This window comes from Nocardioides dokdonensis FR1436, assembly GCF_001653335.1.
Classification (GTDB): Bacteria; Actinomycetota; Actinomycetes; order Propionibacteriales; family Nocardioidaceae; genus Nocardioides; species Nocardioides dokdonensis.
In genome coordinates this window covers 836,766-861,533 of record NZ_CP015079.1, presented here as the reverse complement: position 1 = coordinate 861,533, position 24,768 = coordinate 836,766, and the positions used below count along the sequence as shown (strand labels likewise).

At 73.4% G+C, this 24,768-nt stretch carries 26 protein-coding genes; 17 read left to right on the top strand and 9 right to left on the bottom strand.

The features are described from left to right. Window positions 1-5 precede the first annotated feature (5 nt). A complete protein-coding gene (locus I601_RS04160) occupies window positions 6-926 on the top strand; it encodes a YihY/virulence factor BrkB family protein (protein ID WP_068106795.1) in 921 nt (306 codons plus the stop codon). A gap of 79 nt (window positions 927-1,005) precedes the next feature. On the opposite strand, the gene disA is transcribed toward I601_RS04160, so the two are convergent. Together disA and radA are read right to left on the bottom strand one after the other, a co-directional pair. Then, a complete protein-coding gene (gene disA / locus I601_RS04155) occupies window positions 1,006-2,088 on the bottom strand; it encodes a DNA integrity scanning diadenylate cyclase DisA (protein ID WP_068106793.1) in 1,083 nt (360 codons plus the stop codon). Window positions 2,089-2,200: 112 nt separating this feature from the next. Next, window positions 2,201-3,604 carry a DNA repair protein RadA gene (radA, locus tag I601_RS04150; RefSeq protein ID WP_068106790.1) on the bottom strand — a complete coding sequence of 468 codons (1,404 nt, stop codon included), beginning with the start codon at window positions 3,602-3,604 and terminating at the stop codon, window positions 2,201-2,203. 94 nt (window positions 3,605-3,698) lie between these two features. On the opposite strand from radA, the gene I601_RS04145 reads away from it, so the two are divergent. After that, window positions 3,699-4,745 carry a LacI family DNA-binding transcriptional regulator gene (locus I601_RS04145; RefSeq protein ID WP_237089543.1) on the top strand — a complete coding sequence of 349 codons (1,047 nt, stop codon included), beginning with the start codon at window positions 3,699-3,701 and terminating at the stop codon, window positions 4,743-4,745. Between the two features lie 39 nt (window positions 4,746-4,784). Here the strand turns inward: I601_RS04145 and I601_RS04140 are convergent, their stop codons facing one another. The 3 genes from I601_RS04140 to I601_RS04130 form a co-directional block, all read right to left on the bottom strand. Next, window positions 4,785-5,597 (bottom strand): class I SAM-dependent methyltransferase, encoded by an 813-nt coding sequence (locus I601_RS04140; protein ID WP_237089542.1) that lies wholly within the window; start codon window positions 5,595-5,597, stop codon window positions 4,785-4,787. Then, entirely contained in the window at window positions 5,522-6,160 is a 639-nt protein-coding gene (locus I601_RS04135; RefSeq protein WP_068114316.1) for a VOC family protein, read from the bottom strand. Before I601_RS04135 ends, I601_RS04140 begins: the two co-directional genes overlap by 76 nt. An 86-nt stretch (window positions 6,161-6,246) precedes the next feature. Beyond that, complete coding sequence (locus I601_RS04130; RefSeq protein ID WP_068106787.1) at window positions 6,247-7,032, bottom strand: DUF3109 family protein; 786 nt, start codon at window positions 7,030-7,032, stop codon at window positions 6,247-6,249. A gap of 58 nt (window positions 7,033-7,090) precedes the next feature. On the opposite strand from I601_RS04130, the gene I601_RS04125 reads away from it, so the two are divergent. The 8 genes from I601_RS04125 (at window position 7,091) to I601_RS04090 (ending at window position 14,013) form a co-directional block, all read left to right on the top strand. Continuing rightward, the gene (locus tag I601_RS04125) at window positions 7,091-8,053 is read left to right on the top strand and encodes a Ppx/GppA family phosphatase (RefSeq protein WP_068106785.1); all 963 of its coding nucleotides are present in this window, start codon (window positions 7,091-7,093) and stop codon (window positions 8,051-8,053) included. Next, window positions 8,050-8,850 carry a sugar phosphate isomerase/epimerase family protein gene (locus tag I601_RS04120; protein ID WP_068106783.1) on the top strand — a complete coding sequence of 267 codons (801 nt, stop codon included), beginning with the start codon at window positions 8,050-8,052 and terminating at the stop codon, window positions 8,848-8,850. Before I601_RS04125 ends, I601_RS04120 begins: the two co-directional genes overlap by 4 nt. A gap of 22 nt (window positions 8,851-8,872) precedes the next feature. Next, window positions 8,873-9,574, top strand: a complete 702-nt coding sequence (locus tag I601_RS04115; RefSeq protein ID WP_218917747.1) for an ABC transporter ATP-binding protein — start codon at window positions 8,873-8,875, stop codon at window positions 9,572-9,574. Further along, window positions 9,571-10,308 (top strand): ABC transporter permease, encoded by a 738-nt coding sequence (locus tag I601_RS04110; RefSeq protein ID WP_068106782.1) that lies wholly within the window; start codon window positions 9,571-9,573, stop codon window positions 10,306-10,308. The genes I601_RS04115 and I601_RS04110 overlap by 4 nt, the downstream gene beginning before the upstream one ends. A gap of 37 nt (window positions 10,309-10,345) precedes the next feature. After that, on the top strand, window positions 10,346-11,296 hold the full coding sequence (locus I601_RS04105; protein WP_068106780.1) for a proline dehydrogenase family protein: 951 nt from the start codon (window positions 10,346-10,348) through the stop codon (window positions 11,294-11,296). Between the two features lie 43 nt (window positions 11,297-11,339). Continuing rightward, window positions 11,340-12,146, top strand: a complete 807-nt coding sequence (gene proC, locus I601_RS04100) for a pyrroline-5-carboxylate reductase (protein ID WP_084527112.1) — start codon at window positions 11,340-11,342, stop codon at window positions 12,144-12,146. A 162-nt stretch (window positions 12,147-12,308) separates the two neighbouring features. Further along, a complete protein-coding gene (locus I601_RS04095; protein ID WP_068106776.1) occupies window positions 12,309-13,049 on the top strand; it encodes a mycothiol-dependent nitroreductase Rv2466c family protein in 741 nt (246 codons plus the stop codon). Between the two features lie 40 nt (window positions 13,050-13,089). Continuing rightward, complete coding sequence (locus tag I601_RS04090) at window positions 13,090-14,013, top strand: haloalkane dehalogenase (RefSeq protein WP_068106774.1); 924 nt, start codon at window positions 13,090-13,092, stop codon at window positions 14,011-14,013. A 25-nt stretch (window positions 14,014-14,038) separates the two neighbouring features. Here the strand turns inward: I601_RS04090 and trpS are convergent, their stop codons facing one another. Then, the gene (gene trpS / locus I601_RS04085) at window positions 14,039-15,022 is read right to left on the bottom strand and encodes a tryptophan--tRNA ligase (RefSeq protein WP_068106771.1); all 984 of its coding nucleotides are present in this window, start codon (window positions 15,020-15,022) and stop codon (window positions 14,039-14,041) included. A 208-nt stretch (window positions 15,023-15,230) separates the two neighbouring features. On the opposite strand from trpS, the gene I601_RS04080 reads away from it, so the two are divergent. The 5 genes from I601_RS04080 to I601_RS04065 all read left to right on the top strand — a co-directional run bounded on the left by I601_RS04080 (window position 15,231) and on the right by I601_RS04065 (window position 19,383). After that, window positions 15,231-16,424 (top strand): acetoin utilization protein AcuC, encoded by a 1,194-nt coding sequence (locus I601_RS04080; protein ID WP_068106769.1) that lies wholly within the window; start codon window positions 15,231-15,233, stop codon window positions 16,422-16,424. Between the two features lie 194 nt (window positions 16,425-16,618). Further along, window positions 16,619-16,825, top strand: a complete 207-nt coding sequence (locus tag I601_RS04075; RefSeq protein WP_068106767.1) for a helix-turn-helix domain-containing protein — start codon at window positions 16,619-16,621, stop codon at window positions 16,823-16,825. A gap of 113 nt (window positions 16,826-16,938) precedes the next feature. Continuing rightward, complete coding sequence (locus I601_RS20695; protein ID WP_008356322.1) at window positions 16,939-17,040, top strand: 30S ribosomal protein bS22; 102 nt, start codon at window positions 16,939-16,941, stop codon at window positions 17,038-17,040. A gap of 86 nt (window positions 17,041-17,126) precedes the next feature. Beyond that, window positions 17,127-18,224, top strand: coding sequence for an NAD-dependent epimerase/dehydratase family protein (locus tag I601_RS04070; protein ID WP_068106764.1), 1,098 nt, complete (start codon window positions 17,127-17,129; stop codon window positions 18,222-18,224). After that, window positions 18,217-19,383, top strand: coding sequence for a lysophospholipid acyltransferase family protein (locus I601_RS04065; RefSeq protein ID WP_068106763.1), 1,167 nt, complete (start codon window positions 18,217-18,219; stop codon window positions 19,381-19,383). Before I601_RS04070 ends, I601_RS04065 begins: the two co-directional genes overlap by 8 nt. Window positions 19,384-19,444: 61 nt before the next feature. Here I601_RS04065 and I601_RS04060 read toward each other — a convergent pair whose 3' ends face one another. The 3 genes from I601_RS04060 to I601_RS04050 all read right to left on the bottom strand — a co-directional run bounded on the left by I601_RS04060 (window position 19,445) and on the right by I601_RS04050 (window position 22,683). Further along, window positions 19,445-20,647 (bottom strand): DUF5667 domain-containing protein, encoded by a 1,203-nt coding sequence (locus tag I601_RS04060; protein WP_068106761.1) that lies wholly within the window; start codon window positions 20,645-20,647, stop codon window positions 19,445-19,447. A gap of 133 nt (window positions 20,648-20,780) precedes the next feature. Continuing rightward, window positions 20,781-21,644 (bottom strand): sigma-70 family RNA polymerase sigma factor, encoded by an 864-nt coding sequence (locus I601_RS04055; protein WP_068106759.1) that lies wholly within the window; start codon window positions 21,642-21,644, stop codon window positions 20,781-20,783. A gap of 154 nt (window positions 21,645-21,798) precedes the next feature. Continuing rightward, entirely contained in the window at window positions 21,799-22,683 is an 885-nt protein-coding gene (locus I601_RS04050) for an HAD family hydrolase (protein ID WP_157519872.1), read from the bottom strand. 117 nt (window positions 22,684-22,800) lie between these two features. Between I601_RS04050 and I601_RS04045 the strand changes: the two genes are divergently transcribed. Then, window positions 22,801-24,477, top strand: a complete 1,677-nt coding sequence (locus I601_RS04045; RefSeq protein WP_068106757.1) for a class I adenylate-forming enzyme family protein — start codon at window positions 22,801-22,803, stop codon at window positions 24,475-24,477. After that, window positions 24,474-24,725, top strand: a complete 252-nt coding sequence (locus I601_RS04040; RefSeq protein ID WP_068106755.1) for a glutaredoxin family protein — start codon at window positions 24,474-24,476, stop codon at window positions 24,723-24,725. Before I601_RS04045 ends, I601_RS04040 begins: the two co-directional genes overlap by 4 nt. The last annotated feature ends 43 nt before the right edge of the window (window positions 24,726-24,768 follow it).

The window sequence follows — 24,768 nt, the reverse complement described above, 5'->3', positions numbered from 1 at the left end:
TCCCGGTGACGCCGTCCTTCCGCCCCCGCCCCCACCACCGGCTCCCGGCTCCCGTGCTGGGGCTGGGCCGGGAGCTGGTGCACGAGGTCCGCAAGGACCGCGTGGCCGGGCTGGCCGCGGAGATCGCGTTCTTCGCCGTCCTCAGCATCTTCCCCGCCCTGCTGATCGCGGCCGGTCTGCTGTCCTACCTCGAGGCGCTCGTCGGCGCCGAGGTCGCCGACCGGACCGAGGCGCGGGTCACCGACGCGCTGGGGCTGGTGCTCACCGACCGTGGCGCCCCGGTGCTCGACTCGGTGGCGGCGGTCTTCGACGGCGAGTTCGGCGGCCTGCTCACGGTGGCCGCGCTGGGCGCGCTGGTCACCCTGTCGGGCGCCTGGGCGGTCGTGGTGCAGGCGCTGAACCTGGCCTACGACTCCGAGGAGCAGCGGCCCTGGCTCCGGCGCCGGCTCCTGGGCCTGGTGCTGGGCCTGATGACCGTCGTGGTCGTGGTGGTGGCGCTCGCGGTCGTCGTGGTCGGCCCGCTGCTGGGTCGGGGCGCGGACGTGGCCGACGTCGTGGGGCTCGGCCCCGCGTTCGAGACGTTCTGGGACGTGGCGCGCCTGCCCCTGCTCGGGGTGGTGCTCACCGCCTGGCTGGTGCTGGTCTTCCACCTGGCACCCAACCGGCGTACGCCGTGGCGCGCCAGCGTGCCCGGTGCCCTGACCACCGCGGTGCTGTGGCTCGGGGCCAGCGCGGGCTTCGGGCTCTACCTGCGCACCATCGGGGCCGGCAACCCGCTGCTGGGCGCCTTCGGCGGCGGGGTCGTCGTCCTCACCTGGGTCTACCTGCTGGCCCTGGCCCTGCTCCTCGGCGGCGAGCTCAACGCGCTGCTGCACGACGACAAGCACCGGGTCGGGCGGCCGCAAGGTTCATCGGCCGGCCGATGAAACTGGTGCCGGGACGACAAAGCTTCATCGTCCACCCAGGAGTTCCGTCGGCCGGCCGATGAAACTCCCCGCCAGCCGCTCAGACGTAGCGCTCGAGGATCGTGGACTCGGCGAGGCGGGAGAGGCCCTCGCGGACGCTGCGGGCCCGCAGCTCGCCGACGCCCTCGACGGCCTGGAGGTCGTCGATGCCGGCGGAGAGCAGCTTCTGCAGGGTCCCGAAGTGGTCGACGAGCCGGTCGACGACGGTGGGGGGCAGCCGCGGGACCTTGGCCAGCAGCCGGTATCCGCGCGGGGCGACCGCGCCGTCGAGGTGCTCGCCGTTGCCGAGGCCGAGCACCTTCGCGGTGGCGGCCGGGTCGACGAGAGCGGTGGCCGAGAGAGCCTCGAGCTGCTGCAGCAGCTCCTCGGGCGAGGCGGCCTTGCGCCCGGCGGGCAGGTAGTCGCGCACCACCAGCTCGCGCTCGGTGTCGACCCCGGTGATCAGCTCCTCGAGCTGCAGCGACAGCAGGCGGCCGTCGGTGCCGAGCTCGAGCACGTAGTCCTCGATCTCCCGCGCGATCCGGGTGACCATCTCGAGCCGCTGGGCGACCACGGCGACGTCGCGCACCGTGACCAGGTCCTCGATCTCGAGCGCCGACAGGGTGCTGGAGACCTCGTCGAGGCGCAGCTTGTAGCGCTCCAGCGTCGCGAGCGCCTGGTTGGCACGCGAGAGGATCTGGCCGACGTCCTCGAGGACGTGCCGCGTGGAGCCGACGTACGCCGCGATGATCTGCATCGACTGCGACACCGAGATCACGGGGAAGCCGGTCTGGCGTGCGACCCGGTCGGCGGTGCGGTGCCGGGTGCCGGTCTCCTCGGAGGGGATCGTGTGGTCGGGCATCAGGTGGACCGCGGCGCGCACGATGCGGGTCAGACCGGCATCGACGATGATCGCGCCGTCCATCTTGGCCAGCTCACGCAGCCCGGTCGCGGTGAACGGCACGTTGAGGTCGAATCCGCCGGTGCTGATCTCGTCGACGCGTGCGTCCTGGCCGATGACGATGAGCGCGCCGGTGCGACCACGCAGGATCCGCTCGAGCCCGTCACGCAGCGAGGTGCCCGGGGCGATCGAGGCCAGCGTCTCGCGCAGGCGCAGCACGTCGTCCGAGCGTTCGGTGGGCACGCGTTCCTCCAGTGGGGGGAGACGGGCGGTCGACCCGCCCTGGAAGCCGAGTCTAGGGGCGTGCGCGGGGTGGCGCGTCATCATTGCGGGCCGGGCGCGGCCGTGGCATGCCTCAGCCGGGCCCGGCGGTCAGGCGCAGCGCCTCGAGGGCGCTGACGATGGTGGGCACCTCGAGCACCCGCATCCCCTCGACCTCGCGGGCCACGCCCGGCCCGGCGCCGCGCTGCCCCGGCTCGGTCGGCACCACCGCGAAGCGGAATCCGAGGCGGGCCGCCTCGGCGACGCGCTGCGGCAGGTCTCGCACCCGGCGCAGCTCGCCGGCCAGGCCCAGCTCACCGATCGCGACCACGCCGGTGGGCGGCGCGATCCCGAGGTGGGAGGAGACCAGGGCCACGGCGACGGCGAGGTCACTGGCCGGCTCGTGCAGCCGGGCACCACCGACGGTCGAGGCGAAGACGTCCTGCGCGGAGAGTCGCAGCCCGCAGTGCCGCTCGAGCACCGCTAGCACCATGGCGACCCGCGACCCGTCCAGCCCCGACGTCGTACGCCGCGGGCGGTCGAGGGGGGAGGTGGTCACCAGTCCCTGCACCTCGGCCAGCATCGGGCGGCGGCCCTCCATCGTCACCGCCACGCAGGTGCCGGGCACCCGGCCGTGGTGCTGCTCGACGAAGAGCCCGGTCGGGTCGGTCACGGCACTGATGCCCTCGGGGCCGAGGTCGAAGCAGCCGACCTCGTCGATGGGGCCGAAGCGGTTCTTCATCGCCCGCACCATCCGGAAGCGGGAGTTGCGGTCGCCCTCGAAGTGCAGCACCACGTCGACGAGGTGCTCCAGCACCCGCGGCCCGGCGATGGCGCCGTCCTTGGTGACGTGCCCGACCAGCACCGTGGTGATGCCCCGGGTCTTGGCGACCCGGATCAGTGCCGCAGCCACCTCCTTGACCTGGGTGACGCCGCCCGGGACGCCCTCGACCCCGGAGGCGCCGATGGTCTGCACCGAGTCGACCACGATCAGCTCGGGGCGGGTCTCCTCGATGTGGGTGAGCACCGCGCCGAGGTCGGTCTCGGCGGCCAGGTAGAGCTCGTCGTGCACGCCGCCGGTGCGGTCGGCACGCAAGCGCACCTGGGAGGCCGACTCCTCGCCGGTCACGTAGAGGGTGCGGCGCTGGTAGCGCGCGGTCTGGGCGGCCACCTCGAGCAGGAGGGTGCTCTTCCCGACGCCGGGCTCGCCGGCCAGCAGGATCGCGGCCCCGGGCACCAGGCCGCCGCCCAGCACCCGGTCGAGCTCGGGCACCCCGCTGGTGCGGAACCCGGCGTTCTCGATCGACACCTCACCGATCGGCACGGCGCGGGTGGTCACCGGGGACGCGGCGGTGCGCAGCGCAGGGGTGGCGGCGGCCTCGGCCACCGAGCCCCAGGCCTGGCACTCGCCGCAGCGCCCGACCCACTTGCCCGTCGTCCAGCCGCACTCGGAGCAGCGGTAGGAGGGCCGGGCGGCACGTGCGGGGGACTTCGCCATGTCGGGCACGCTAGGGCAGGGCTCCGACACCGCAACGGCCCCGTCGCGGTTACAGTGCTCCCGTCGGACTTGGAACGATCAAGAGGGGGTGCCCGTGGCCCGCACCAGCACCCGCGCGTCGGCGTTGCCGCCCACCCTCGCCGACGTGGCCGAGCGCGCCGGGGTGTCGCGCCAGACCGTGTCGAACGCCGTCAACAACCCCGACCTGCTGCGCGCCGACACCCTCGACCGGGTCCGGCTGGCCATCGCGGACCTCGGCTACCAGCCCAACCGCGCGGCGCGCAACCTGCGCACCCGGGCCTCGCACCTGATCGGGCTGCGCATCCAGGCCGTGCAGGAGGGCACCGCGAACGCCACGATGGACCGGTTCGTGCACTCCCTCGTCGAGACCTCGCGCGAGGCCGGCTACCACGTGCTGCTCTTCTCCGGGGACCCCGTGGACCCGCTGTCGGGCTACGACGACCTGCTGAGCTCGACCGCCGTCGATGCCTTCGTCGTGACCGACACCTACCTCGGCAACCCGCAGGCCGAGTGGCTCGACACCCGCCGGGCGCCGTTCGTCGCGTTCGGTCGCCCGTGGGACAACCCCGACGCCACCCACGCCTGGGTCGACGTCGACGGCGCCGCGGGCTGCGAGAGCGCCACCCAGCACCTCCTCGACAAGGGTCACGACCGGATCGCCTGGATCGGCTGGCGCAAGGACTCGCGGATCGGGGAGGACCGTCGCGCCGGCTGGCACCGGGCGATGCGGCAGGCCGGGCTCCCCACCTCCGGGCTCGCCTCGCGTGTCGAGGACACCGTGGCCAGCGGCGCCGAGGCCAGCGAGGTGCTGCTCGACGAGGCCCGCCCGACCGCCTTCGTCTGCGCCTCCGACACCCTCGCGATGGGGGTGCTGCACACCCTGGGCCTGCGCGGGCTGCGCCCGGGCGACGACGTCGCGGTGGTCGGTTTCGACGACTCCCAGGTCGCCCAGGTGGTGCGTCCGGGGCTGACCTCGGTGCGCCAGCCGCTCGAGGACGTCGCGGTCGAGGTCGTCACCGCGCTCGAGGGGTTGCTGGGGCGCCCGCGCGTGGCCCAGCAGGGCGTGCTCCTCACCCCGTCGCTGGTCGTGCGCGACTCCTCGGGGCCCGACCGGCGCTGACCAGCACGGGCGCTGACCAGCACCGACCGGCGGCTCCGCTCAGAACCGGCGCCACCACACGTCGACGGCGTACTCCACCTCGGTGCCGCCGCCGGCGGCCAGGTGCTCGGCCAGCGCCTCCTCGGCCACCGGGCCCGGCAGCTCGATGCGCACCACGGACTCGAGGTCGGCGCGGCTGGCGAAGGCCCACCGGGTCAGCACCGGTTCGCGCTGCCAGCCCTGGCCCGCCCAGAACTCGTGCTTCGCCTCGGGGGAGGCGTGCTCGGGGAACCCGCGGGCGAACCAGCCGCCGAAGGTGGAGCGGCTCGCGTCGTTGTCGATGACGTACGCCGCCGCCCCCGGGCGTGCCACCCGGGCCAGCTCGACGAGCCCGGGCTCGCTGCCGGGGCCGAAGAAGTAGGCCCAGCGCGCGTGCACCACGTCGATGCTCGCGTCGGGCAGCGGCACGGCCTGCGCGGTGCCCTCGAGGACCCGGACCTCGGGCAGCCGCCGGGTGCGCCGGGCGGCGATGGCCCGCAGGTCGGGGTGCGGCTCGACGCCGGTCACCGTGGCGGACGTGCGCGCGAGGCGCCCGAGGTGGAACCCGGTGCCGCACCCGAGGTCGAGCACGTCCCGGCCGGCCCAGCCGCCGAGCCGCTCGATCGCCGCCTCGACCAGCCCGTCGGGGTCGAAGGCGTGGTTCTCGAGCTCGTAGGTGTCGGTGTGGTGCCAGATGTTGGGGCTGGGCCGGGTCCCGTCGGGGAGTCCCCGGGGCTCGCCAGGTCCCTGCGCAGCGGTCAGAGCCGGACCAGACCGCCGGGGGTCTGCAGCTGCACCGCGATCACGCCGGGCGTGCCGTGCGGGGCGACCCACTCGACCTTGACGTCCTCGAGGGGCGCCTCGACCGACTCGCCGAGCCACTCGCTGACCCGCAGCGGGTCACCGGCGATCTCGAGGCAGGCCAGGGAGTACGCGGCGTCGGCGCCGTGGCTGGGGTGCAGCTCGGCGGGGACCTCCCACTGCAGGAAGAACGGCAGCTGCGGGTCGGCCATCAGGCCGTTGATCCCGATCTGCTTCCAGCGCAGCTCGGTGCCGTCGGGGCGGTGCCGGCTGCCCTGGGCGGCGTCGCGGCCCAGGCGCTGCTCGGCGACGCTGATGTCGTCGACGGCCACGGCCCAGCCGAGCCATCCGCCACCGAGGGCGGAGCGGGCGCGGACGGCCTGGCCGAAGGGCGCCTTGTCGGAGGCCGGGTGGTCGAGGACCTCCACGATCTCCAGGTAGGTGTCCTGCGCCAGCGGCAGCACCATGTTGCGGGTGCCGAAGCGCGGGTGGATGCCGCCGTCGGTGAACTCCCGGCCCAGCAGGCCGCCGATCCGCTGGGCCGTGCTGGCCAGTCCGTCGGGTCCTGCGGCGTAGGAAAGATGGTCCAGTCGCATACCGAGATTGTGAACTCCGTCGCGTCCAGCACCCACAGCGGGGTCCGATTGTCTTGACGTCGAGAGTCCCGCTGAGCGGTATCGGGCTAGCGCGGGTCGGCGGGGTGCAGTGCCAGCGCGGAGCGGGAGCGCAGGTGCGCCTCGCAGTGGCGAACCAGCTCGTCGTACGCCGCGCCCCCCATCAGCTCGCGCAGCTCGGCCTCGTGCGTCACGAAGACCGGCTCGACCGCCACGTGGGCCTCGGTGTTGCCCGAGCAGTACCAGTCGAGGTCGTGCCCGCCCGGGCCCCAGCCGCGGCGGTCGTACTCGCCGATCGAGACCTCGGTGACCTCCGTGCCGTCGGCGAGCTCGACCTCGCGGAACGTGCGGCGGATCGGCAGCTGCCAGCACACGTCCGGCTTGGTCTCCAGCGGGTGCAGGTCCAGGTCGAGGGCCAGCCCGTGCAGCGCGCACCCGGCCCCGCCGGGGCCCGCGTCGGGGTCCGCGGGCGCGAAGCCGGGCCGGTTCTGGAAGATGCAGGCCTGCTGGCCGTCGACCTCGGTGACGCGGGTCTTGCGCGCGCCCTCGTCGTCGAGCTCGACCCAGTCCTCGCGGGCGACCTCGCGGCCCGGGTGCTGCTGCCACTGGTGCGGGTCCAGGCGCGCCACGAACCCGGCGACGCGCTCCTCGTCACCGTCGTCGGCGAAGTGCGCGCCGAGCGTGCAGCACCCGACGTCGGGGGCGCCGGAGTAGATGCCGGGGCAGCCCTGGCCGAAGATGCAGGTGTAGGACGAGGTCAGCCACGTGAGGTCGCAGCGCATCACCTCGCCCGCGTCGTCGGGGTTGGCGAACTCGACCCACGCACGGGGGAAGACCAGATCCACTTCGGGCACCGGGCCACCCTACGGTCCGCCACGGCCCGGCGTGCGGGACGGCGAGTAGGTTGGGTTTATGCGGTTGGGCGTCCTCGACATCGGCTCGAACACCGGGCACCTGCTCGTGGTCGACGCCCACGGCGGTGCGGCGCCGCTGCCGGCGTACTCCTACAAGGAGCCGTTGCGGCTGGCCGAGCACCTGGTGCTCGACGGGCCCGACGCGGGCGCGGTCTCCGAGGCGGGCGTCGAGGCCCTGACGGCGTTCACCGCCCAGGCGCTGCGGGTGGCCGAGGACAAGGGCTGCGAGGACATGATCTCCTTCGCCACCTCGGCCGTGCGCGACTCCGTCAACACCGACGCCGTCCTGGACCACGTCCACGAGCGCACCGGGGTGCGGGTGGAGGTGCTCTCCGGCGAGGACGAGGCACGCCTGACGTTCCTGGCCGTACGCCGCTGGTTCGGCTGGTCGGCCGGGCGCCTGGCCGTCTTCGACATCGGCGGCGGCTCCCTCGAGATCGCCGGCGGCCCCGACGAGGCGCCCGACGTCGCCTGGTCGCTGCCGCTGGGCGCGGCGCGCCTGGCGCGCTCCGAGTTCGGGGCCGGTCGGCTCGACGAGGACGCGGTGCGCGGGCTGCGGCGCCGGATCCGCGCCGAGATCGCCCGCGACGCGGGCCAGCTGCTGCGCGCCGGGGTGCCGGACCGGGCGGCCGCGACCTCCAAGACGCTGCGCTCCCTGGCCCGCATCTGCGGCGCGGCGCCGTCCTCGGACGGCCCGCTGGTGCCGCGGCTGCTGCCGCAGGCCGAGCTGACCGCCTGGATCCCCAAGCTGGTGGTCATGGACCACGAGGAGCTCGCCGCGCTGCCCGGTGTTTCGGCCAGCCGTGCGCACCAGGTGGTACCGGGCGCCCTGGTGGCCGAGGCCTGCATGGACATCTTCGACCTCAGTGCGCTCGAGATCTGTCCGTGGGCGCTGCGCGAGGGGGTCATCCTCGAGCGCCTCGACACGTTGAGCGTCCTGGACCAGGAGGCGCAGGGGTGACCCGGATCGGCCTGTCCACGTCCTCGGTCTACCCCGAGTCGACGGCGCACGCCTTCGCCTACGCCGCCTCGTTGGGATACGACGCCGTCGAGGTCATGGTGGGCATCGACTCGTTGAGCCAGCAGACCTCGGCGGTGCGCCAGCTGTCGGAGCACCACGAGATGCCGGTCTGCGCCGTGCACGCACCGTGCCTGCTCTTCACCACCCGCGTCTGGGGCACCGAGCCGTGGGGCAAGCTCGAGCGCTCCGCCGAGATGGCCCACGCCCTGGGGGCCGGCACCGTGGTGGTGCACCCGCCGTTCCGCTGGCAGAAGGACTACGCCCGTGGCTTCGTCGACGGGATCGCCGCACTCGAGGAGTCGACGGGCCTGGCCTTCGCGGTGGAGAACATGTACCCCTGGCGGGCCCAGGTCACCTCGCGGGCCGCGACCGGCATGGCGATGTACCTGCCCGGCTGGGACCCCTCGACGGAGACCTACGCCAGCACCACCATCGACCTCTCGCACGCCGCGATCGCCGAGGACGACGTCGTCGCGATGGCCCGGCGCCTGGGCGGCCGGCTGCGCCACGTGCACCTCACCGACGGCACCGGCTCGCCGAAGGACGAGCACCTCGTGCCCGGACGCGGCGGCATGGACGCCGCCGGCTTCCTGCGCCACCTGGCCGAGGTCGGCTACGACGGCGACATCGTGCTGGAGATCAACACCCGTCGCTGCAGCTCCCGCGAGGAGCGCGAGGCCGACCTGCGCGAGTCCCTGGAGTTCGCCCGTGAGCACTTCACGGTCGCCGCGACCTGACCAGCCGCCCGAGCCTCCACCGGTGGTGGAGGTGACCTCGCTGGTCGTGCGCCGCGGGGCTCGCACCGTGCTGCCGGGCCTCGACCTGCGGCTGCACGGTGGGGTGACCGGGCTGCCGGGTCCCTCGGGGTGCGGCAAGTCGACGCTCCTGCGCGCCCTGGTCGGCGTCCAGGTGGTCGCCGGCGGCAGCGTCACCGTGCTGGGCCACCCGGCCGGCAGCCCGGCGGTGCGGGACCGGGTCGGCTACGCCACCCAGGCCGGCGGGGTCTACGACGACCTGAGCGTGGCGGAGAACCTGGGGTTCTTCGCCCGCGTGCTGGGCGTCGGTGCCGCCGAGGCAGACCGGGTGCTGGACGCCGTCGGCCTGGGCGACCACCGCGACGACGTGGTCGGTCGGCTCAGCGGCGGCCAGCGGGGACGGGTCGGCCTCGCGATCGCACTGCTGGGAGGACCGGAGCTGCTCGTGCTCGACGAGCCCACGGTGGGCCTCGACCCGGTGCTGCGCCAGGACCTGTGGGGGCTCTTCCACCGGCTCGCACAGGCCGGGACCGCCGTGCTGGTCTCCAGCCACGTGATGGACGAGGCCGAGCGGTGCGACCGGTTGCTGCTGATGCGGGAGGGCCGGCTGCTCGCGGACGACACCCCCGCCGGGCTGCTCGCGAGCACCGGGGCCGACACCGTCGAGGACGCGTTCCTGGCGCTGGTGGGCGGGGGGCCGCGATGAGCCTGCGGGTCACCGCCGCGGTCGCGGCGCGGGTGCTGCGCCAGCTGCGCCGCGACCACCGCACCCTGGCGATGCTGCTCCTGCTGCCGTGCCTGCTCGTGGTGCTGCTGTGGTGGATGTTCGACGAGGTCGACCCCGGCGCCTTCGACCGCATCGGACCGGCACTGCTGGCGATCTTCCCCTTCACCGTGATGTTCCTGGTCACCAGCGTGACGACCCTGCGCGAGCGCACCGGTGGGACGCTCGAGCGGCTGCTGGCCATGCCGACGCGCCGCCTCGACCTCCTGGCCGGGTACGCCGTGGCGTTCGGGCTGGTCGGGGTCGGGCAGTCCCTCATCACGGTCGGGGTCAGCGCGCGGCTGCTCGGGCTCGAGATCGCCGGGCCGTGGTGGCTGCTCGTCCTCGTGGCGGTCGTCGACGCCCTGCTCGGGACCGCGCTGGGACTGTTCGTCAGTGCCTTCGCGCGCACCGAGTTCCAGGCCGTGCAGTTCATGCCCGCCGTGGTCATCCCGCAGCTGCTGCTGTGCGGGCTCTTCGTGCCGCGCGCAGGCCTGCCGCCGGTGCTCGAGGCCGTCTCCGGCCTGCTGCCGCTGTCCTACGCGGTCGACGCGATGTCCACGCTGTCGACCTCGGCCGGGACGGCGCAGGCCGGGCGCGACCTCGCGGTGGTGGTCGCCTTCGCGGCCGCAGCCGTGGTGCTCGGCGCCGTCACCCTGCGGCGGCGTACGGCCTGAGGCGCGGCGGCGAGGTGCCGCGTCGTAGCCTGCACGCATGGCCCTTCTCCGGCAGCCGCTGCTCCTGCTCTCCCGCAGCCAGCAGGTCAAGAACCTCGTCAGCACCCTCCCGGTCTCGGCAGGCATCGTGCGCGGCTACGTGCCGGGCGAGAGCACCGAGGACGCGGTGCGCGCGAGCACCGAGCTCAGCGAGGACGGCCTGCGCTCGACGCTCGACTTCCTCGGTGAGGACACCACCGACCTGGCCCAGGCCCAGGCCACCGTCGAGGCGTACGTCGACCTGCTGGGCGCCCTGGCGTCGCGCGGGCTGTCCTCGGGTGCGGAGGTCTCGCTCAAGCTCAGCGCCATCGGGCAGGCCCTCACCCCCGACGTCGCCGCGCAGGGTGGGCACCGCGTCGCCCTGGAGCACGCGCGCACGATCTGCCGCGCCGCCCGCAACGCCGGCACCACGGTCACCCTCGACATGGAGGACCACACGACCACCGACTCGACGCTGGCGATCCTGCGCGAGCTGCGCAAGGACTTCCCCGAGACCGGCGCGGTCCTGCAGTCCTACCTGCACCGCACCGAGGACGACTGCCGCCAGCTGGCCTACGAGGGTTCGCGGGTGCGGCTGTGCAAGGGCGCCTACGCCGAGCCGGCGTCGGTCGCCTTCCAGGAAGCCGTCGACGTGGACCGCTCCTACGTGCGCTGCCTCAAGGTCCTGTTGGAGGGACAGGGCTACCCCATGATCGCCACCCACGACCCGCGCCTGGTCGAGATCGCCTCGTGCCTCGCGGGCCGGGCCGGACGCGCGCAGGGCAGCTACGAGTTCCAGATGCTGTACGGCGTGCGTCCCGACGAGCAGCGTCGGCTCGCGCGCAGCGGCGAGACGGTGCGGGTCTATGTGCCCTACGGCCAGGAGTGGTACGGCTACCTGATGCGCCGGCTCGCCGAGCGCCCGCAGAACCTGACCTTCTTCGCCCGGTCGCTGATCTCCAAGAAGTGACCAACACCTGCACCGCCCGCCGCGCACTGGGAGGATGGGTCGCATGAGCGCACAGACCGCGATCCTGGGAGCCGGCGTGATGGGGGAGACCCTGCTGTCCGGACTGGTGCGCGCCGGCCGCCGCGTCGACCGCCTGATGGTGGGTGAGAAGCGCGCCGAGCGCGCCCACGAGCTGGAGGAGCGCTACGGCGTCGCGGTCCTCGACAACCGCAGCGCCGCCGAGAAGGCCGACACGATCGCGCTGGTCGTCAAGCCCCAGGACATGGGCGACCTGCTGGACGAGATCAGCCCGGTGCTGCGGCCCGGGCAGCTGCTGGTCAGCCTCGCCGCCGGCATCACCACCGCCTTCATCGAGTCCCGGGTCCCTGAGGGCATCGCGGTCGTCCGGGTCATGCCGAACACGCCCGCCCTGGTCGACGAGGGGATGGCCGCGGTCTCGCCCGGTTCGCACTGCAGCGAGGCCGACCTGGCCGAGGCCGAGGCGCTGATGGCCTCGGTGGGCCGGGTGCTGCGCATCCCCGAGCGCCAGCAGGACGCCGTGACCGCGATCAGCGGCTCCGGGCCGGCGTACATCTTCTTCGTCGTGGAGTCGATGATCGAGGCCGGCGTGCACCTGGGGCTGCCGCGCTCGACGTCCACCGACCTGGTGATCCAGACCCTCGTGGGCAGCGCCAAGATGCTGCGCGAGACCGGCACCCACCCCACCGTGCTGCGCGAGCAGGTCACCTCGCCCGGCGGCACCACCGCCGCGGCGCTGCGCGAGCTCGAGGTGCACAAGGTCCGCGCCGCGTTCCTGGCCGCCATGGAGGCCGCCCGCGACCGCTCCCGCGCCCTCGCTGCCGGCAGCTGAGGTCGCTCGCCGCGGCTGCATGAATCCCCGGTCGACCGGGGACTCATGCACATAGTGGGTGTTGCAACGCCCATCCAGTGCCGGAGTCCCCGGCTGGCCGGGGATTCATGCAGGGCCCCCGGAGGGGTGGTTCGGTTGGGACCCGGCTGGCAGGGTGGCGTCATGAGTGCACCCGCGGCCCAGCCGCACGTCAGGTTCTGGTTCGACCCCGTCTGCCCGTTCGCGTGGATGACCAGCAAGTGGGTGCGGATGGTGGCGGAGCAGCGCGACCACGAGGTGGAGTGGCGCTTCATCTCGCTGCGGCTGCTCAACGGGCACCTCGACTACGACACGCACTTCCCGCCGGAGTACGAGGCCGGCCACACCGCCGGGCTGCACCTGCTGCGGGTGTGCGCCCGGGCCCGCGACGAGCACGGGCCCGAGGCGGTGGCCCGGCTCTACCCGGCCATCACGTCGCGCATCTTCGACGTCGCGCCCGAAGAGGGTGCGGGCGGGATGCCCGACGGCGAGGGCGCCCGCGAGCTGCTGGAGAAGGCCCTCGCTGAGGCAGGGCTGCCCGCGGAGCTGGCCGAGGCCTACGACGACCCGTCGTACGACGCCGGGCTGCAGGCCGAGACCGACGAGGCGCTCGCGCTGACCGGCAAGGACGTCGGCACCCCCATCCTGCACATCGCCCCACCCGAGGGTGCGGCCTTCTTCGGGCCCGTCATCAGCCGGCTGCCGAGCCCCGAGGAGGCCGGCGAGCTGTGGGACCACGTGGTCGGGCTGGCCACCTTCCCCGGCTTCGCCGAGCTGAAGCGGAGCCTGCGCGAGCTGCCCCAGCTGCGTGCTCTCGGGGTCCCCGAGGACGAGGCCGGCGTCCAGGAGGACTGGCACGCCGGCTCGCGCCGCCAGAAGAAGTGACCCTCCGCCGCCGACCGGCCCCCGACCCGAGAGGACGACCGTGAAGATCCTGCGCACCCCCGAGGACCGTTTCGTCGATCTGCCCGACTTCCCCTGGGAGCCGTCGTACGCCGAGGTGGTCGACCCCGACGGGGGCGACCCGCTGCGGATGGCCTACCTCGACGTCGGCCCCGAGGAGGGGTTCGACGAGGCGCCGGTCGCGCTGCTGCTGCACGGGGAGCCGTCGTGGTCCTTCCTCTACCGCCACGTCATCGGGGTGCTGGCCGCCGGCGGCGTGCGCTGCATCGTGCCCGACCTGATCGGGTTCGGTCGCTCCGACAAGCCGACCCGTCCCGAGGACCACAGCTACGCCCGCCACGTCGAGTGGGTGCGCGAGCTGGTCGTGGACGACCTCGACCTGCGCGACGTCACGCTCGTGGGGCAGGACTGGGGCGGGCTGATCGGGCTGCGCCTGGTCGCCGAGAACCCCGACCGCTTCGCGCGGGTCGTCGCGGCCAACACCGGCATGCCGACCGGGGACTTCGACATGCCCGAGATCTGGTGGCAGTTCCGCCGGGCGGTCGAGAGCGCGCCGACCCTCGACGTGGGCCGGTTCGTGGAGTCCGGCTGCGTGCGCGGGCTCAGCGACGACGTGCGCGCGGCGTACGACGCCCCGTTCCCCGACCCGAGCCTCCTCGCCGGTCCGCGGGCGATGCCGGGCCTGGTCCCGACGCGTCCCGACGACCCGGCCACCGAGGCCAACCGGGCCGCCTGGGAGGTGCTCGCCGGGTGGGAGAAGCCGTTCCTGGTGGCGTTCTCCGACTCCGACCCGATCACCGGGGCGATGGCGCCGGTGATGAAGAAGCTGGTGCCGGGCGCCCGCGGGCTGGAGCACCCCGTGATCGAGCGGGCCGGGCACTTCCTCCAGGAGGACGCGGGCGCCGAGCTGGGGCACGTGGTCGCGGACCTGATCGCCGCCCCCTAGGGACGTCGGAGCCGCGCCACCGGGCTCACAGCCCCATCGCCGACTCGGCCGCCGCGAGGACCGGTGCGGTGACCTCGCGGCAGCGCGCCTCGCCGCGGGCGTACACCTCCTCCAGGTGCGCCGGGTCGGCGAGCAGGCCCGCGTGCCGGCGCTGCACCGGCTCGAGGACGCCGAGCACGGCGTCGGTGACCGCTCGCTTGAGCGCGCCGTAGGTGCTCAGCCCGTCGGGGGAACCGCCGCAGGCGACCAGCACGTCGAGCAGGTTCGTGATGCCGGGCTTGTCCTCGCGGTCGGGGCGCACCGCGCCCGGCCCGGTGTCGGCGTCGGTGACGGCCCGGGCGATCTTGCGGCGCACCACGTCCGGCGGGTCGAGCAGCCCGATCACACCGGCTGGCTCGGCGCTGGACTTGCTCATCTTCACGGTCGGTCGCTGCAGGTCCATCACCCGTGCCCCGGCCGGCGCGACGGCCACCTCCGGCACCGTGAACACCGGCCCGTAGGTGCGGTTGAACCGCAGCGCCAGGTCGCGGGCGAGCTCGACGTGCTGGCGCTGGTCCTCACCCACCGGCACCTGGTGCGGTTGGTAGAGCAGGATGTCGGCCGCCATCAGGACGGGGTAGGTGAAGAGCGCCGCACGGCTGGAGCCGTTCGTCCGCCGTCGCTGCTTGAACTGGATCATCCGTCCCAGCTCGCCGGTCGAGGCCACGCACTCGAGCAGGAACGCCAGCTGCCGGTGCGCCGGCACCCGGCTCTGCACGAACAGCGTGCTGTCGTCGAGCCCGACGGCGACGAGCAGCGCCGCCAGCTCGCTGCTGCGGCTGCGCAGCACGGCAGGGTCGTGGCCGTCGGTCATGGCATGCAGGTCGGAGACCCCGACGAAGCAGTCGTGGTCGCCCTGGCCCGCCACGAGCGGGCGGAGGGCGCCGAGGAGGTTGCCCAGCGTCAGGTGCCCGCTGGGGGTGAGCAGGGAGAGCCGTCGGGCGGCAGAGGTGGGGGCGGTGCTGGACATGTCGTCTCCTGGGAGTGGTGCGCCCACGCACGACAGAGGTCCGGAGAAGACGAACGGCCGCCCGTGGGCGGCCGTGGGATGAGGGGTGTGCTCGATCGGTGGTCCGCCGTCAGGCGGGCCACCACTGCGAGGTCGTCGAGGTCGTCGGCACGCCGTGAGCATAGGACGTGCACGTCGCCGGGACCAGGGCGACGGTAGCGTCGGTGACGTGCTCGCCTGCTCCGGACCGTCCACGGTCGTCTTCGACCCCCGCCTGACCGAGTACGACTTCGGGCCGAGCCACCCGATGTCGCCGGTGCGGGTGGACCTGACCATGCGCCTGGCCGAGGAGCTCGGCGTGACCGCGGGGCCCGGTGGCCTGCGCGTGGTGCCGGCCCCGGTCGCGAGTGACGACCTGCTGGCCACCGTCCACGACGGCGCGCTCATCGAAGCGGTCCAGGACGCCGGTCACCGGGTGCGGCCGCGGCTCGACGTGGGCCTGGGCACCGACGACAACCCGGTGTTCCCGCGGATGCACGAGGCGACCGCCCACGTGGTCGGCGCCACGGTGGAGGCCTGCCGCCAGGTGTGGACGGGCGAGTCGCTGCACTCGGCGAACATCGCCGGCGGCCTGCACCACGCCATGCCCGACCGGGTCAGCGGCTTCTGCGTCTACAACGACGCCGCGGTCGGCATCCGCTGGCTGCTCGACCAGGGGGCCGAGCGGGTGGCCTACGTCGACATCGACGTCCACCACGGCGACGGCGTCGAGAAGATCTTCTGGGACGACCCCCGGGTGCTCACGATCTCGCTGCACGAGACCGGCCAGATGCTCTTCCCGGGCACCGGCTTCCCGAACGACCTGGGCGGGCCGGAGGCGCAGGGCACCGCGGTCAACGTCGCTCTCCCGCCGGGCACCGCCGACGCCGGGTGGCTGCGCGCCTTCCACGCCGTCGTGCCGCCGCTGCTGCGGGAGTTCGACCCGCAGGTCCTGGTCTCCCAGCACGGCTGCGACTCGCACGCCGAGGACCCGCTGGCCCACCTGATGCTCTCGATCGACGGCCAGCGGCTCGCGCACGAGGCCCTGCACGACCTCGCCCACGAGGTGTCCGACGGTCGGTGGGTGGCCGTGGGCGGAGGCGGCTACGAGCTGGTGCAGGTGGTGCCGCGCTCGTGGACCCACCTGCTTGCCACCGTCGGCGGCCGACCCCTGGACCCCGAGGTGGCGACCCCGGGTGCGTGGCAGGAGCACGTCCAGCGCCTGCTGGGCCAGGTCGCACCACGCCGGATGACCGACGGACGCCACCCGACGTACGAGCGGTGGACCGAGGGGTACGACCCCGACACCTGGTTGGACCGGGCGGTGCAGGCCACCCGGGCCGCGGCGTTCCCGCTGCACGGTCTGGACCACCAGGCCTGGTGACGACGACCCCCGAGGGTGCGGCGCTTCACCGTATTTGGGCTTGATGCAAGCCGACACGCCGAGAAAAGTTCAGTCACTGCAGATTGCCCCTTCCCCATCAGTCACTCCAGGCCCTATTCTCACGTCTCGGGTGGCCGTGGAGTCGTCGGCGGGGAAGCCGACGGACGTGCCGCACAGGAAGTCGGTGCAATCACATGGTGACCAGCTCCTCAGGAGACATCTCCGAGGCCAAGTTCCTGACCGTTGCCGAGGTGGCCGCCATGATGCGGGTCTCGAAGATGACGGTCTACCGCCTCGTGCACAACGGTGAGCTCGCCGCTGTCCGCGTCGGGCGCTCGTTCCGGGTCCGCGAGGAGGACGCGAACGAGTACATCCGCAGGTCCTTCTACGACGCGGGCTGAGCACGCCGGGCGCGGCCCGCGGACGCGATTGTCCTCGCCCGCCCCACGCCCAGTACGCTGTCCGGGTTCCTCGCGCCTCTGCGCGGGACCACCGGCTTCGAAAGGAACAACCTGTGGGTTCGGTCATCAAGAAGCGTCGCAAGCGCATGGCCAAGAAGAAGCACCGCAAGCTGCTGAAGAAGACGCGCGTGCAGCGTCGCAAGCTCGGCAAGTAGTCGCGGACCACCGCGCGGGCCCTGGGCCCGCGGCGGTGGTGCTCCACCTCCTAGTCGTCGGTTGATCTCGAGGGGAACAGGCGCGCATGGGCAAGGTCGTCCTCGTCACCGGGGTCTCGCGAGACCTGGGTCGACGTTTCGCACGATCCCTGGCAGCCGACCCGTCGGTCGATCGGGTGATCGGCGTCGACGTCGTGCCGCCGCGCGGCGACATCGGTGAGGTCTCCTTCGTGCGGGCCGACATCCGCAACCCGGTGATCGCCAAGGTGATCGCCAAGGAGGACGTCGACACGGTCGTCCACATGAGCGTCATCGCCACCCCCGGCAGCGCCGGGGGTCGGGGCACGATGAAGGAGCTCAACGTCATCGGGACGATGCAGCTGCTCGCCGCCTGCCAGCGCGCGCCCGGCGTGCGCGACCTGGTCGTGAAGTCGACGACCACGGTCTACGGCGCGAGCAGCCGCGATCCTGCGATGTTCACCGAGGAGATGGAGCCTCGGCGGGCCCCCCGGGCGGGCTACGCCAAGGACGTCGCGGAGGTCGAGAGCTACGTCCGTGGCTTCGCCCGCCGTCGCGGCGACGTGCGGGTCACGCTGCTGCGCTGCGCGAACGTCGTCGGCCCCCACGTCGACAGCCCGCTGACCTCCTACCTGAGGCTGCCGGTGGTGCCCACCGTCATCGGGTACGACCCGCGGCTCCAGCTGCTGCACGAGGACGATCTCTTCGCCGTGCTCCAGCACGCCGTCACCCACGAGGTGGCGGGCACGTTCAACATCGCCGGCGACGGCGTCATGATGCTCTCGCAGGCGCTGCGGCGCCTGCGTCGGCCGACGGTCGCGCTGCCCGGCTTCGCCGTCGGGTCGCTCGGCTCCGCGCTGCGCTCCGCCCGGATCGCGGACTTCTCGCCCGAGCAGGTGTCGTTCCTGACCTACGGGCGCGGCGTGGACACCACGAGGATGCGCACCGAGCTCGGTTTCACACCGACCCGGACCACCGCCGAGGCGCTGGTGGACTTCGGTGCCGACCTGCCCCGTACGGGCGGGCGTGCCGAGCGGGTGCTCGACGCTGTCGCGTCGACGCTGCCCGACCCCGCCGTCGTCCGGCCCGGACGCAGCCTCGCTGCGCTGCGCGGGGCGGACCAGGACGACGCAGCACGAGCACGCGGAGGCGAGCACCATGGGTGACGCAGAGATCATCCCGATCGGCACCCGGGGCCGGCCCGGGCGTGGCACCGGCAAGCAGCCGTCGGCCGCGGCCCGCGACCTCGCCGGCAACCGGCGCCGCTCCGAGGAGCCGGTCGAGCCGGTCGAGCCGGTCGAGCCGGACGAGCCGAGGGCCCCGGTGCAGGAGACCTCCACGGATCCCGCTCCGGCGGCCGGTGAGACGGTGCCGCCGCCCGACGTAGGCGTCCGGGCCCCCGTGACCACCGAGGAGCGCCATCCCTCGGCGGGGATCCCCGTCGGTGACTGGCTGGCGGCCTTCCAGCATGCCGCCCGCGAGCTCTTCGGCGAGGAGTGGGAGGTCCAGCTGGCCCGCTTCCTCGCGTTCCTGCGCCGCCGCGTGACCGGCGACTACGCCATCGACGAGTACGGCTTCGACGCCGAGGTCACCCAACGCTTCTTCATGGCCGCGCTGCGCCCGCTGGCCGAGAAGTGGTTCCGCATCGAGGTCCGCGGGATCGAGAACATCCCCGCGGAGGGCGGGGCCCTGGTGGTCTCGAACCACTCCGGGACCATCCCGCTCGACGGGTTGATGACCATGGTCTCGATCCACGACCACGCGGGGCGGTTCCTGCGCCCGCTGGGTGCTGACCTCGTCTTCCGGGTCCCACTGCTCAACGCCCTGGCCCGCAAGGGCGGCGCCACGCTGGCCTGCCAGGAGGACGCCGAGCGGATGCTGCGCGGCGGCGAGCTGGTCGGGGTCTGGCCCGAGGGATTCAAGGGCATCGGGAAGCCCTACTCCGAGCGCTACAAGCTCCAGCGCTTCGGGCGCGGCGGCTTCGTGGCGGCTGCGCTGCGCACCGGCGTGCCGATCGTCCCGCTCTCCGTCGTGGGGGCCGAGGAGATCTACCCGCTGGTGGGCAACGTGCCGTCGCTGGCGCGCCTGCTCGGCGTGCCCTACATCCCCATCACGCCGCTGTTCCCGCTGCTGGGCCCGCTGGGGCTGGTGCCGCTCCCCTCGAAGTGGCTGCTGGAGTTCGGCGAGCCGGTGCGCACCGACGAGTACGAGGACGGCGCCGCCGACGACCCGATGCTGGTCTTCAACGTCACCGACCAGGTGCGCGAGACCATCCAGCAGACGCTCTACACGCTGCTGATGGAGCGGGAGTCGGTCTTCCGCTGAGACCCGGGCTCCAGGTCGCCTGCACCGCCACGACGTGGGCCGGGAGAGGGGACCCGCCCGATCAGGGCAGCAGCGGGTCGGTGAGACCGTCGACGAGACCGCTGACGCCGTCCACGAGGTCCTTGACCGGGCCGTCCACGCCGCCACCTCCGCCGGTGGGGGTCCCACCGTCGGGCAGGTTGTTCCCGAGCGGGCCGAGCGGGTTCTGGTTCGACCCCGAGCCGCCACCGCCCTGCTCGTTCTTGCCGCCGCCGGGGGCGGGGGTCGTGCTGGGGATGGCCAGGGGCACCTCGCCGGACGGGGTGCTGGTCGACGGGCTGCCACCCTGGGTGGTCTGGCCCGGCGAGGCCTGCTTGTCCTTGCCCGGCGTGGGCCGGCGCCCCTCGGGAGCGGCCGCCGGCGTCGACGTCGGGGTGAGCAGGTCACCGAGCAGACCCTCGGCCGCGCTGACGAGGAAGGCCGGCACCTGACCGATGGTCGAGCCGGAGCACGTCGGGCACAGCTGCTGGGTCGCCTGGTCGATCTCGGTCAGGAGGGTCCCGGCGGAGACCAGGACGGCCTGGCTCGTGGTGGGCAGCACGGCGGAGAGGTTCTCCAGCGCGCTCATGCTGTCGACGGTGAACTGCTGCAGCTCCAGGATCGAGCTCTCGTCCCCGGTCTCCAGGTAGTCCGCGAGCAGCACCTCGCTGGCCTCGGAGGCCTGCTCGGTGAAGACGGTCAGGGTGCTCTCGATCGCCGCCAGGTCCTGGCCCCGCTCGTCACGGGTGAGCGCGTCGGCCTCGGCGAGCCGGCCGGCGGCGTTGGAGAGGAGGTGCTCGCCACGACGCTCGTCGCTGGTGCTGACGCCGGTCTGGGCGTTCTCGATGGCCCGCTTGAGCGGGTAGAGCACGTCGCCCGGGAGGGCGGACTGGGCTGCGACGGCCATGGTGCTCGAGGCGCCGACGATGGCCAGGCCGCCGATGGCGACCGCGATGCGCCGCTCGCGCCGGGAGCGCTGGGGGGCCACCGTGAGGCGCGCGGCCGTGGCAGGGGAGGCGAGCGCGGACCGGGGGGCCAGCTCGGTCGCCGCGGCGATCATCAGCCGCTCGCGCAGGTCCGCCACGAACTCGGGCCGTGCCGCCGGGCGGGGGCTCGAGCGCAGCGCGCCCACCACGTCGAGGAGCTCGTCGAACCGGGCGTCGTCGACCACCTGGCCGGAGGCGCGGGCCTCGACCAGGGCGTCGAACTCGTCGGCACGTCGCCGTGCTGCGAACACGGGGCTCATCGGTGGTGTCCTGTCGGGTGGGAGGGGCTGGGAGCCGGGACGTCGTCACGACGTCCTGACACCACGCTCAACGACCGCCCGAGAACATTGGTTACGGGATGTGACGCAGCCATCGTTGCGGCGCTCCGCGGGCTCATCGCAGGCCCTCCGGCATCAGCTTGGCCAGGTTGCGCACCCCACGCAGCTGCAGCTGCTTGATGGCTCCGTCGCTGCGCCCCAGGACGCTCGCGGTCTCGGCGATGCTCATCCCCTGCAGGAAGCGCATCACCAGGCAGTCGCGCTGCTCGTCGGGCAGCGAGGTCAGGGCCTTGAGCAGGATCTCGTTGGTCAGCCCGGCGAGCACCATCGCCTCGGGGCCCTCCGTGGCGTCGTCGTGCTGGCCCATGTCCTCGGTGGTCATCTCGAGGCGGGTGCGTCCGGCCTTGAAGTGATCGGTGGCCAGGTTGCGGGCGATGGTCATCAGCCAGGCGCCGAAGTCCTTGCCCTGCCAGCGGAATCCCTGCATCGAGCGCAGGGCCCGGAAGAACGTCTCCGAGGTGAGGTCCTCGGCCAGTGTCGCGGACCGCGTGCGGTGGAACAGGAAGCGGTAGACCGAGCCCTGGTAGTGGTCGTAGAGCATGCCGAAGGCGTCGACGTCGCCCTTGCGGGCCAGCTCGACCAGGGCGATCAGCCGGGTGCGGTCGACCTCGAGGTCCTCCGAGGAGGTCGCCAGGGCGGAGTCGTCGTACGCGCCGGCGCCACCGGGACCGTCCGGGTCGCCGGGATGGGCGGGACCGTTCGGCGCGTCGATGTGGAGGCTGTCGTCCGCGACGGTCTGGAGCAGCAGCTGCAGGAGCCGCGCGGGCGGCGCGCCGGGCACGGCGGCCGCGGCGAGCGCCGGCACGGGGGCCCACGGATCGAGCGGGGTGGTGGCGAGGGAGGCGGCTTCGACAGCGCGGACGACGAGGCGCCGCAGGGCGTCGAAGCCGTGCGTCACGTCGTCGGCGAGACTCGCCATCTGGTGGGCCCTCCCATGCATGCTCTCTCCCAGAGCGATACCGAGGGTACGACGGATCCGGCGGGCTGGGAACAGAACTGCGGGATACCCCGCCGGGTGGACGGATCGGGGCAGGCGCGCCGTCCTGTCGCAGCGCACCGGTCCAGACCAGTGCTCAGCGGTGTCGCGAGCGCAGGGCCACGCCCGCGGCGACGGTGCCGCTGACCGCACCAGCGGCCGCGCCCAGCACCAGTCCGGCCCGGGCGGCCTTCCGTCCGGTGCGGTAGTCGCGGACCCGCCAGCCCTGCTGCCGGGCGTGGGCGCGCAGCTTGCCGTCGGGGTTGATGGCGCACGGGTCGCCGACGAGGGTGAGCATCGGAAGGTCGTTGAAGGAGTCGGAGTACGCCGAGCAGGCCTGAAGGTCGAGTCCCTCACGGGTGGCCAGTGCCTGCACGGCCTCGGCCTTGGCCGGCCCGTGGAGCATGTCCCCGACCAGGCGGCCGGTGTAGACGCCGTCCTCGTGCTCGGCGACCGTGCCCATCGCGCCGGTGAGCCCGAGGCGGCGGGCGATGACCTGGGCGATCTCGATCGGGGCGGCGGTGACCAGCCAGACCCGCTGACCCTGGTCGAGGTGCAGCTGGGCCTGGGCGCGGGTGCCCGGCCAGATCCGGTGCGCCATGGCCTCCTCGAAGATCTCCTCGGTCAGCTCCTCCAGCTCGGCGACGGTGTGGCCGGCGATGAAGCCCAGGGCCGAGTTGCGGGCGTCGGCGACGTGCTCGGGGTCCTCGACGCCGACGAAGCGGAAGTAGGCCTGCTTCCAGGCCGCCCCGGCGATCTCGCGGGTGGAGAAGAACTTCCGGCGGTGCAGGCCGCGCGCGAGGTGGAAGATGCTGGCGCCCTGCATGATCGTGTTGTCGACGTCGAAGAAGGCCGCCGCGGTGGGGTCGCTGGGGGTTGCCAGCGCGTGCTCCACCTCGGCCGCGGCCGCAGCGGCCTCGCCCGCCAGCGTGGAGCGTTGCTGGAGGTTCGGCAGGGTCCGACGCTCGGCTGGCGGGGTCACCCGGCCAGCCTAGGAGATCGACGGCACGGCTCCCAGGGCGGCGAGGGATCCGGCTGCGGGTCCGCCCGGTTCCCCTGGTCACCTGTCGCGCTCACCGGGATGTGGGACCATCGCGACATGGATGAGGGCACCACGCAGGAGCGTCCCGGCGCGGATGCCGACGGCGGCGACGAGCGGCCCGGTGACCTGAGCGACCTGGTCGTGGTGGCCGCCTCCGAGACGCCGGACAAGCTGGCGCTCGTCGAGGCCGATGGCCGCAGCGTCACCTGGGTCGAGCTCGAGGCCGAGGTGGCCCGTCTGGCGCACGGACTCTCCTCGGTCGGTGTCGTGGCTGGTTACCGCGTCGTGATGGTCCTGGAGAACACGATCGAGTTCGTCACCACCTACCTCGCCGTCCTGCGCGTGCACGGCGTGGCGGTCCCCGTGAACCCCCGGTCCACGGTCGGTGAGATGGTCCGCATCCTGGCGGACTCGGGGGCCCGCCTCGTCGTGGCCGACGCCAGCGCCCTGGGCACGGTCCGGGCCGCGATCGCCGCCCTCGAGGCCGCGCACGCCGGCACCGGGGCGACCGAGGAGGTGGCTGAGCACCTTCCGGAAGACCTGCTGGTCCGCGCGGCCCATCCGCGACTCGTGGTGGTCGGCGGCGACGCCGCGCCGGGGGAGTGGTCCTACGCCGCGCTGCGCGGGGTCGAGACCACGGTCGAGGTGCCCCGGGTCCGCGACCCCGAGCGGCTCGCGGTGCTGCTCTACACCTCCGGCACCTCCGGCCACCCCCGCGCCGCGATGCTCAGCCACCGCGCGCTGCTGGCCAACATCGACCAGGTCGGCAGCGTCCGGCCGGCGATGATGCACGGCGACGACGTGGTCCTCGGGGTGCTCCCCCTCTTCCACGTCTACGGGCTCAACGCGGTGCTCGGCAGCGTCCTGCGCCACCGGGCCAAGCTGGTGCTGGTGCGTGACCACGACCCCGAGACGATCCTCGACGTCGTCGACGACGAGGCGTGCAGCGTGCTGCCGCTGGCCCCGCCGGTCTTCCGGCACTGGCGCGACGACGACAGCCTCGCCGAGCGGCTCGGGCCGGTGCGGGTGATCCTGTCCGGCTCCGCTCCGCTCGACCCGGACGCCGTGGCGCGCTTCACCGCCTCGACCGGTCTGCCGGTCCACCAGGGGTACGGGCTGACCGAGGCCGCCCCCGTGGTCACGAGCACCCTGGACGGCGACGACGACCCGACACCCGGATCGGTGGGTCGGGCGCTGCCCGGCATCGAGATCCGTCTCGTCGAGGAGTCCGGGCAGGTGCCGGAGCCCGGAGACCCCGGTGAGATCCGGATCCGTGGCGCCAACCTCTTCAGCGGCTACTGGCCCGACGGTGCCGACGGTCCCGACGCCGAGGGCTGGTGGTCGACCGGGGACGTCGGGCTGCTCGACCCTCGCGGCGAGCTGTTCCTCGTCGACCGGGTCAAGGAGCTCGTCATCGTCTCGGGCTTCAACGTCTACCCCACCGAGGTGGAGGACGTCATCCGGGAGGTGGCGGGCGTGCGCGAGGCGGCCGTCATCGGCGTCGCCGACCAGGACACCGGCGAGGCGGTGGTCGCCTACGTCGTGGCGCCGGAGACCGACCCGACCGAGGTCGCGGCGGAGGTCCGTGCCTGGTGCGAGGAGCGGCTGGCCCGCTTCAAGGTGCCCAGCCGGATCGAGGTCGTCGACTCCCTGCCCGTCACGGGGACCGGCAAGGTCCGCAAGGGATCGCTGCGGGCCCAGGAGCGCCGCCGCATGCTCGAGCTCCTCGCATGAACGAGCCTGCGCAGGCGCGGGTGCGGCTCTACTCCCGACCCGGCTGCCACCTCTGCGACGAGGCGCGCGTGGTCGTGGAGGGGGTCTGCGCGGAGCTGGGGGAACGCTACGACGAGGTCGACATCGACGGTGACCCCGAGCTGACCCATCGTTTCGGCGAGGAGATCCCGGTGACCTTCGTCGACGGACGCCAGCACGACTACTGGCGCGTCGACGCCGACCGGCTGCGCCGGGCCCTGGCCCGCTGACCGGCGGCTGACCCGCGCGTCCGCGGGTGCTGGAGGAGCGAGC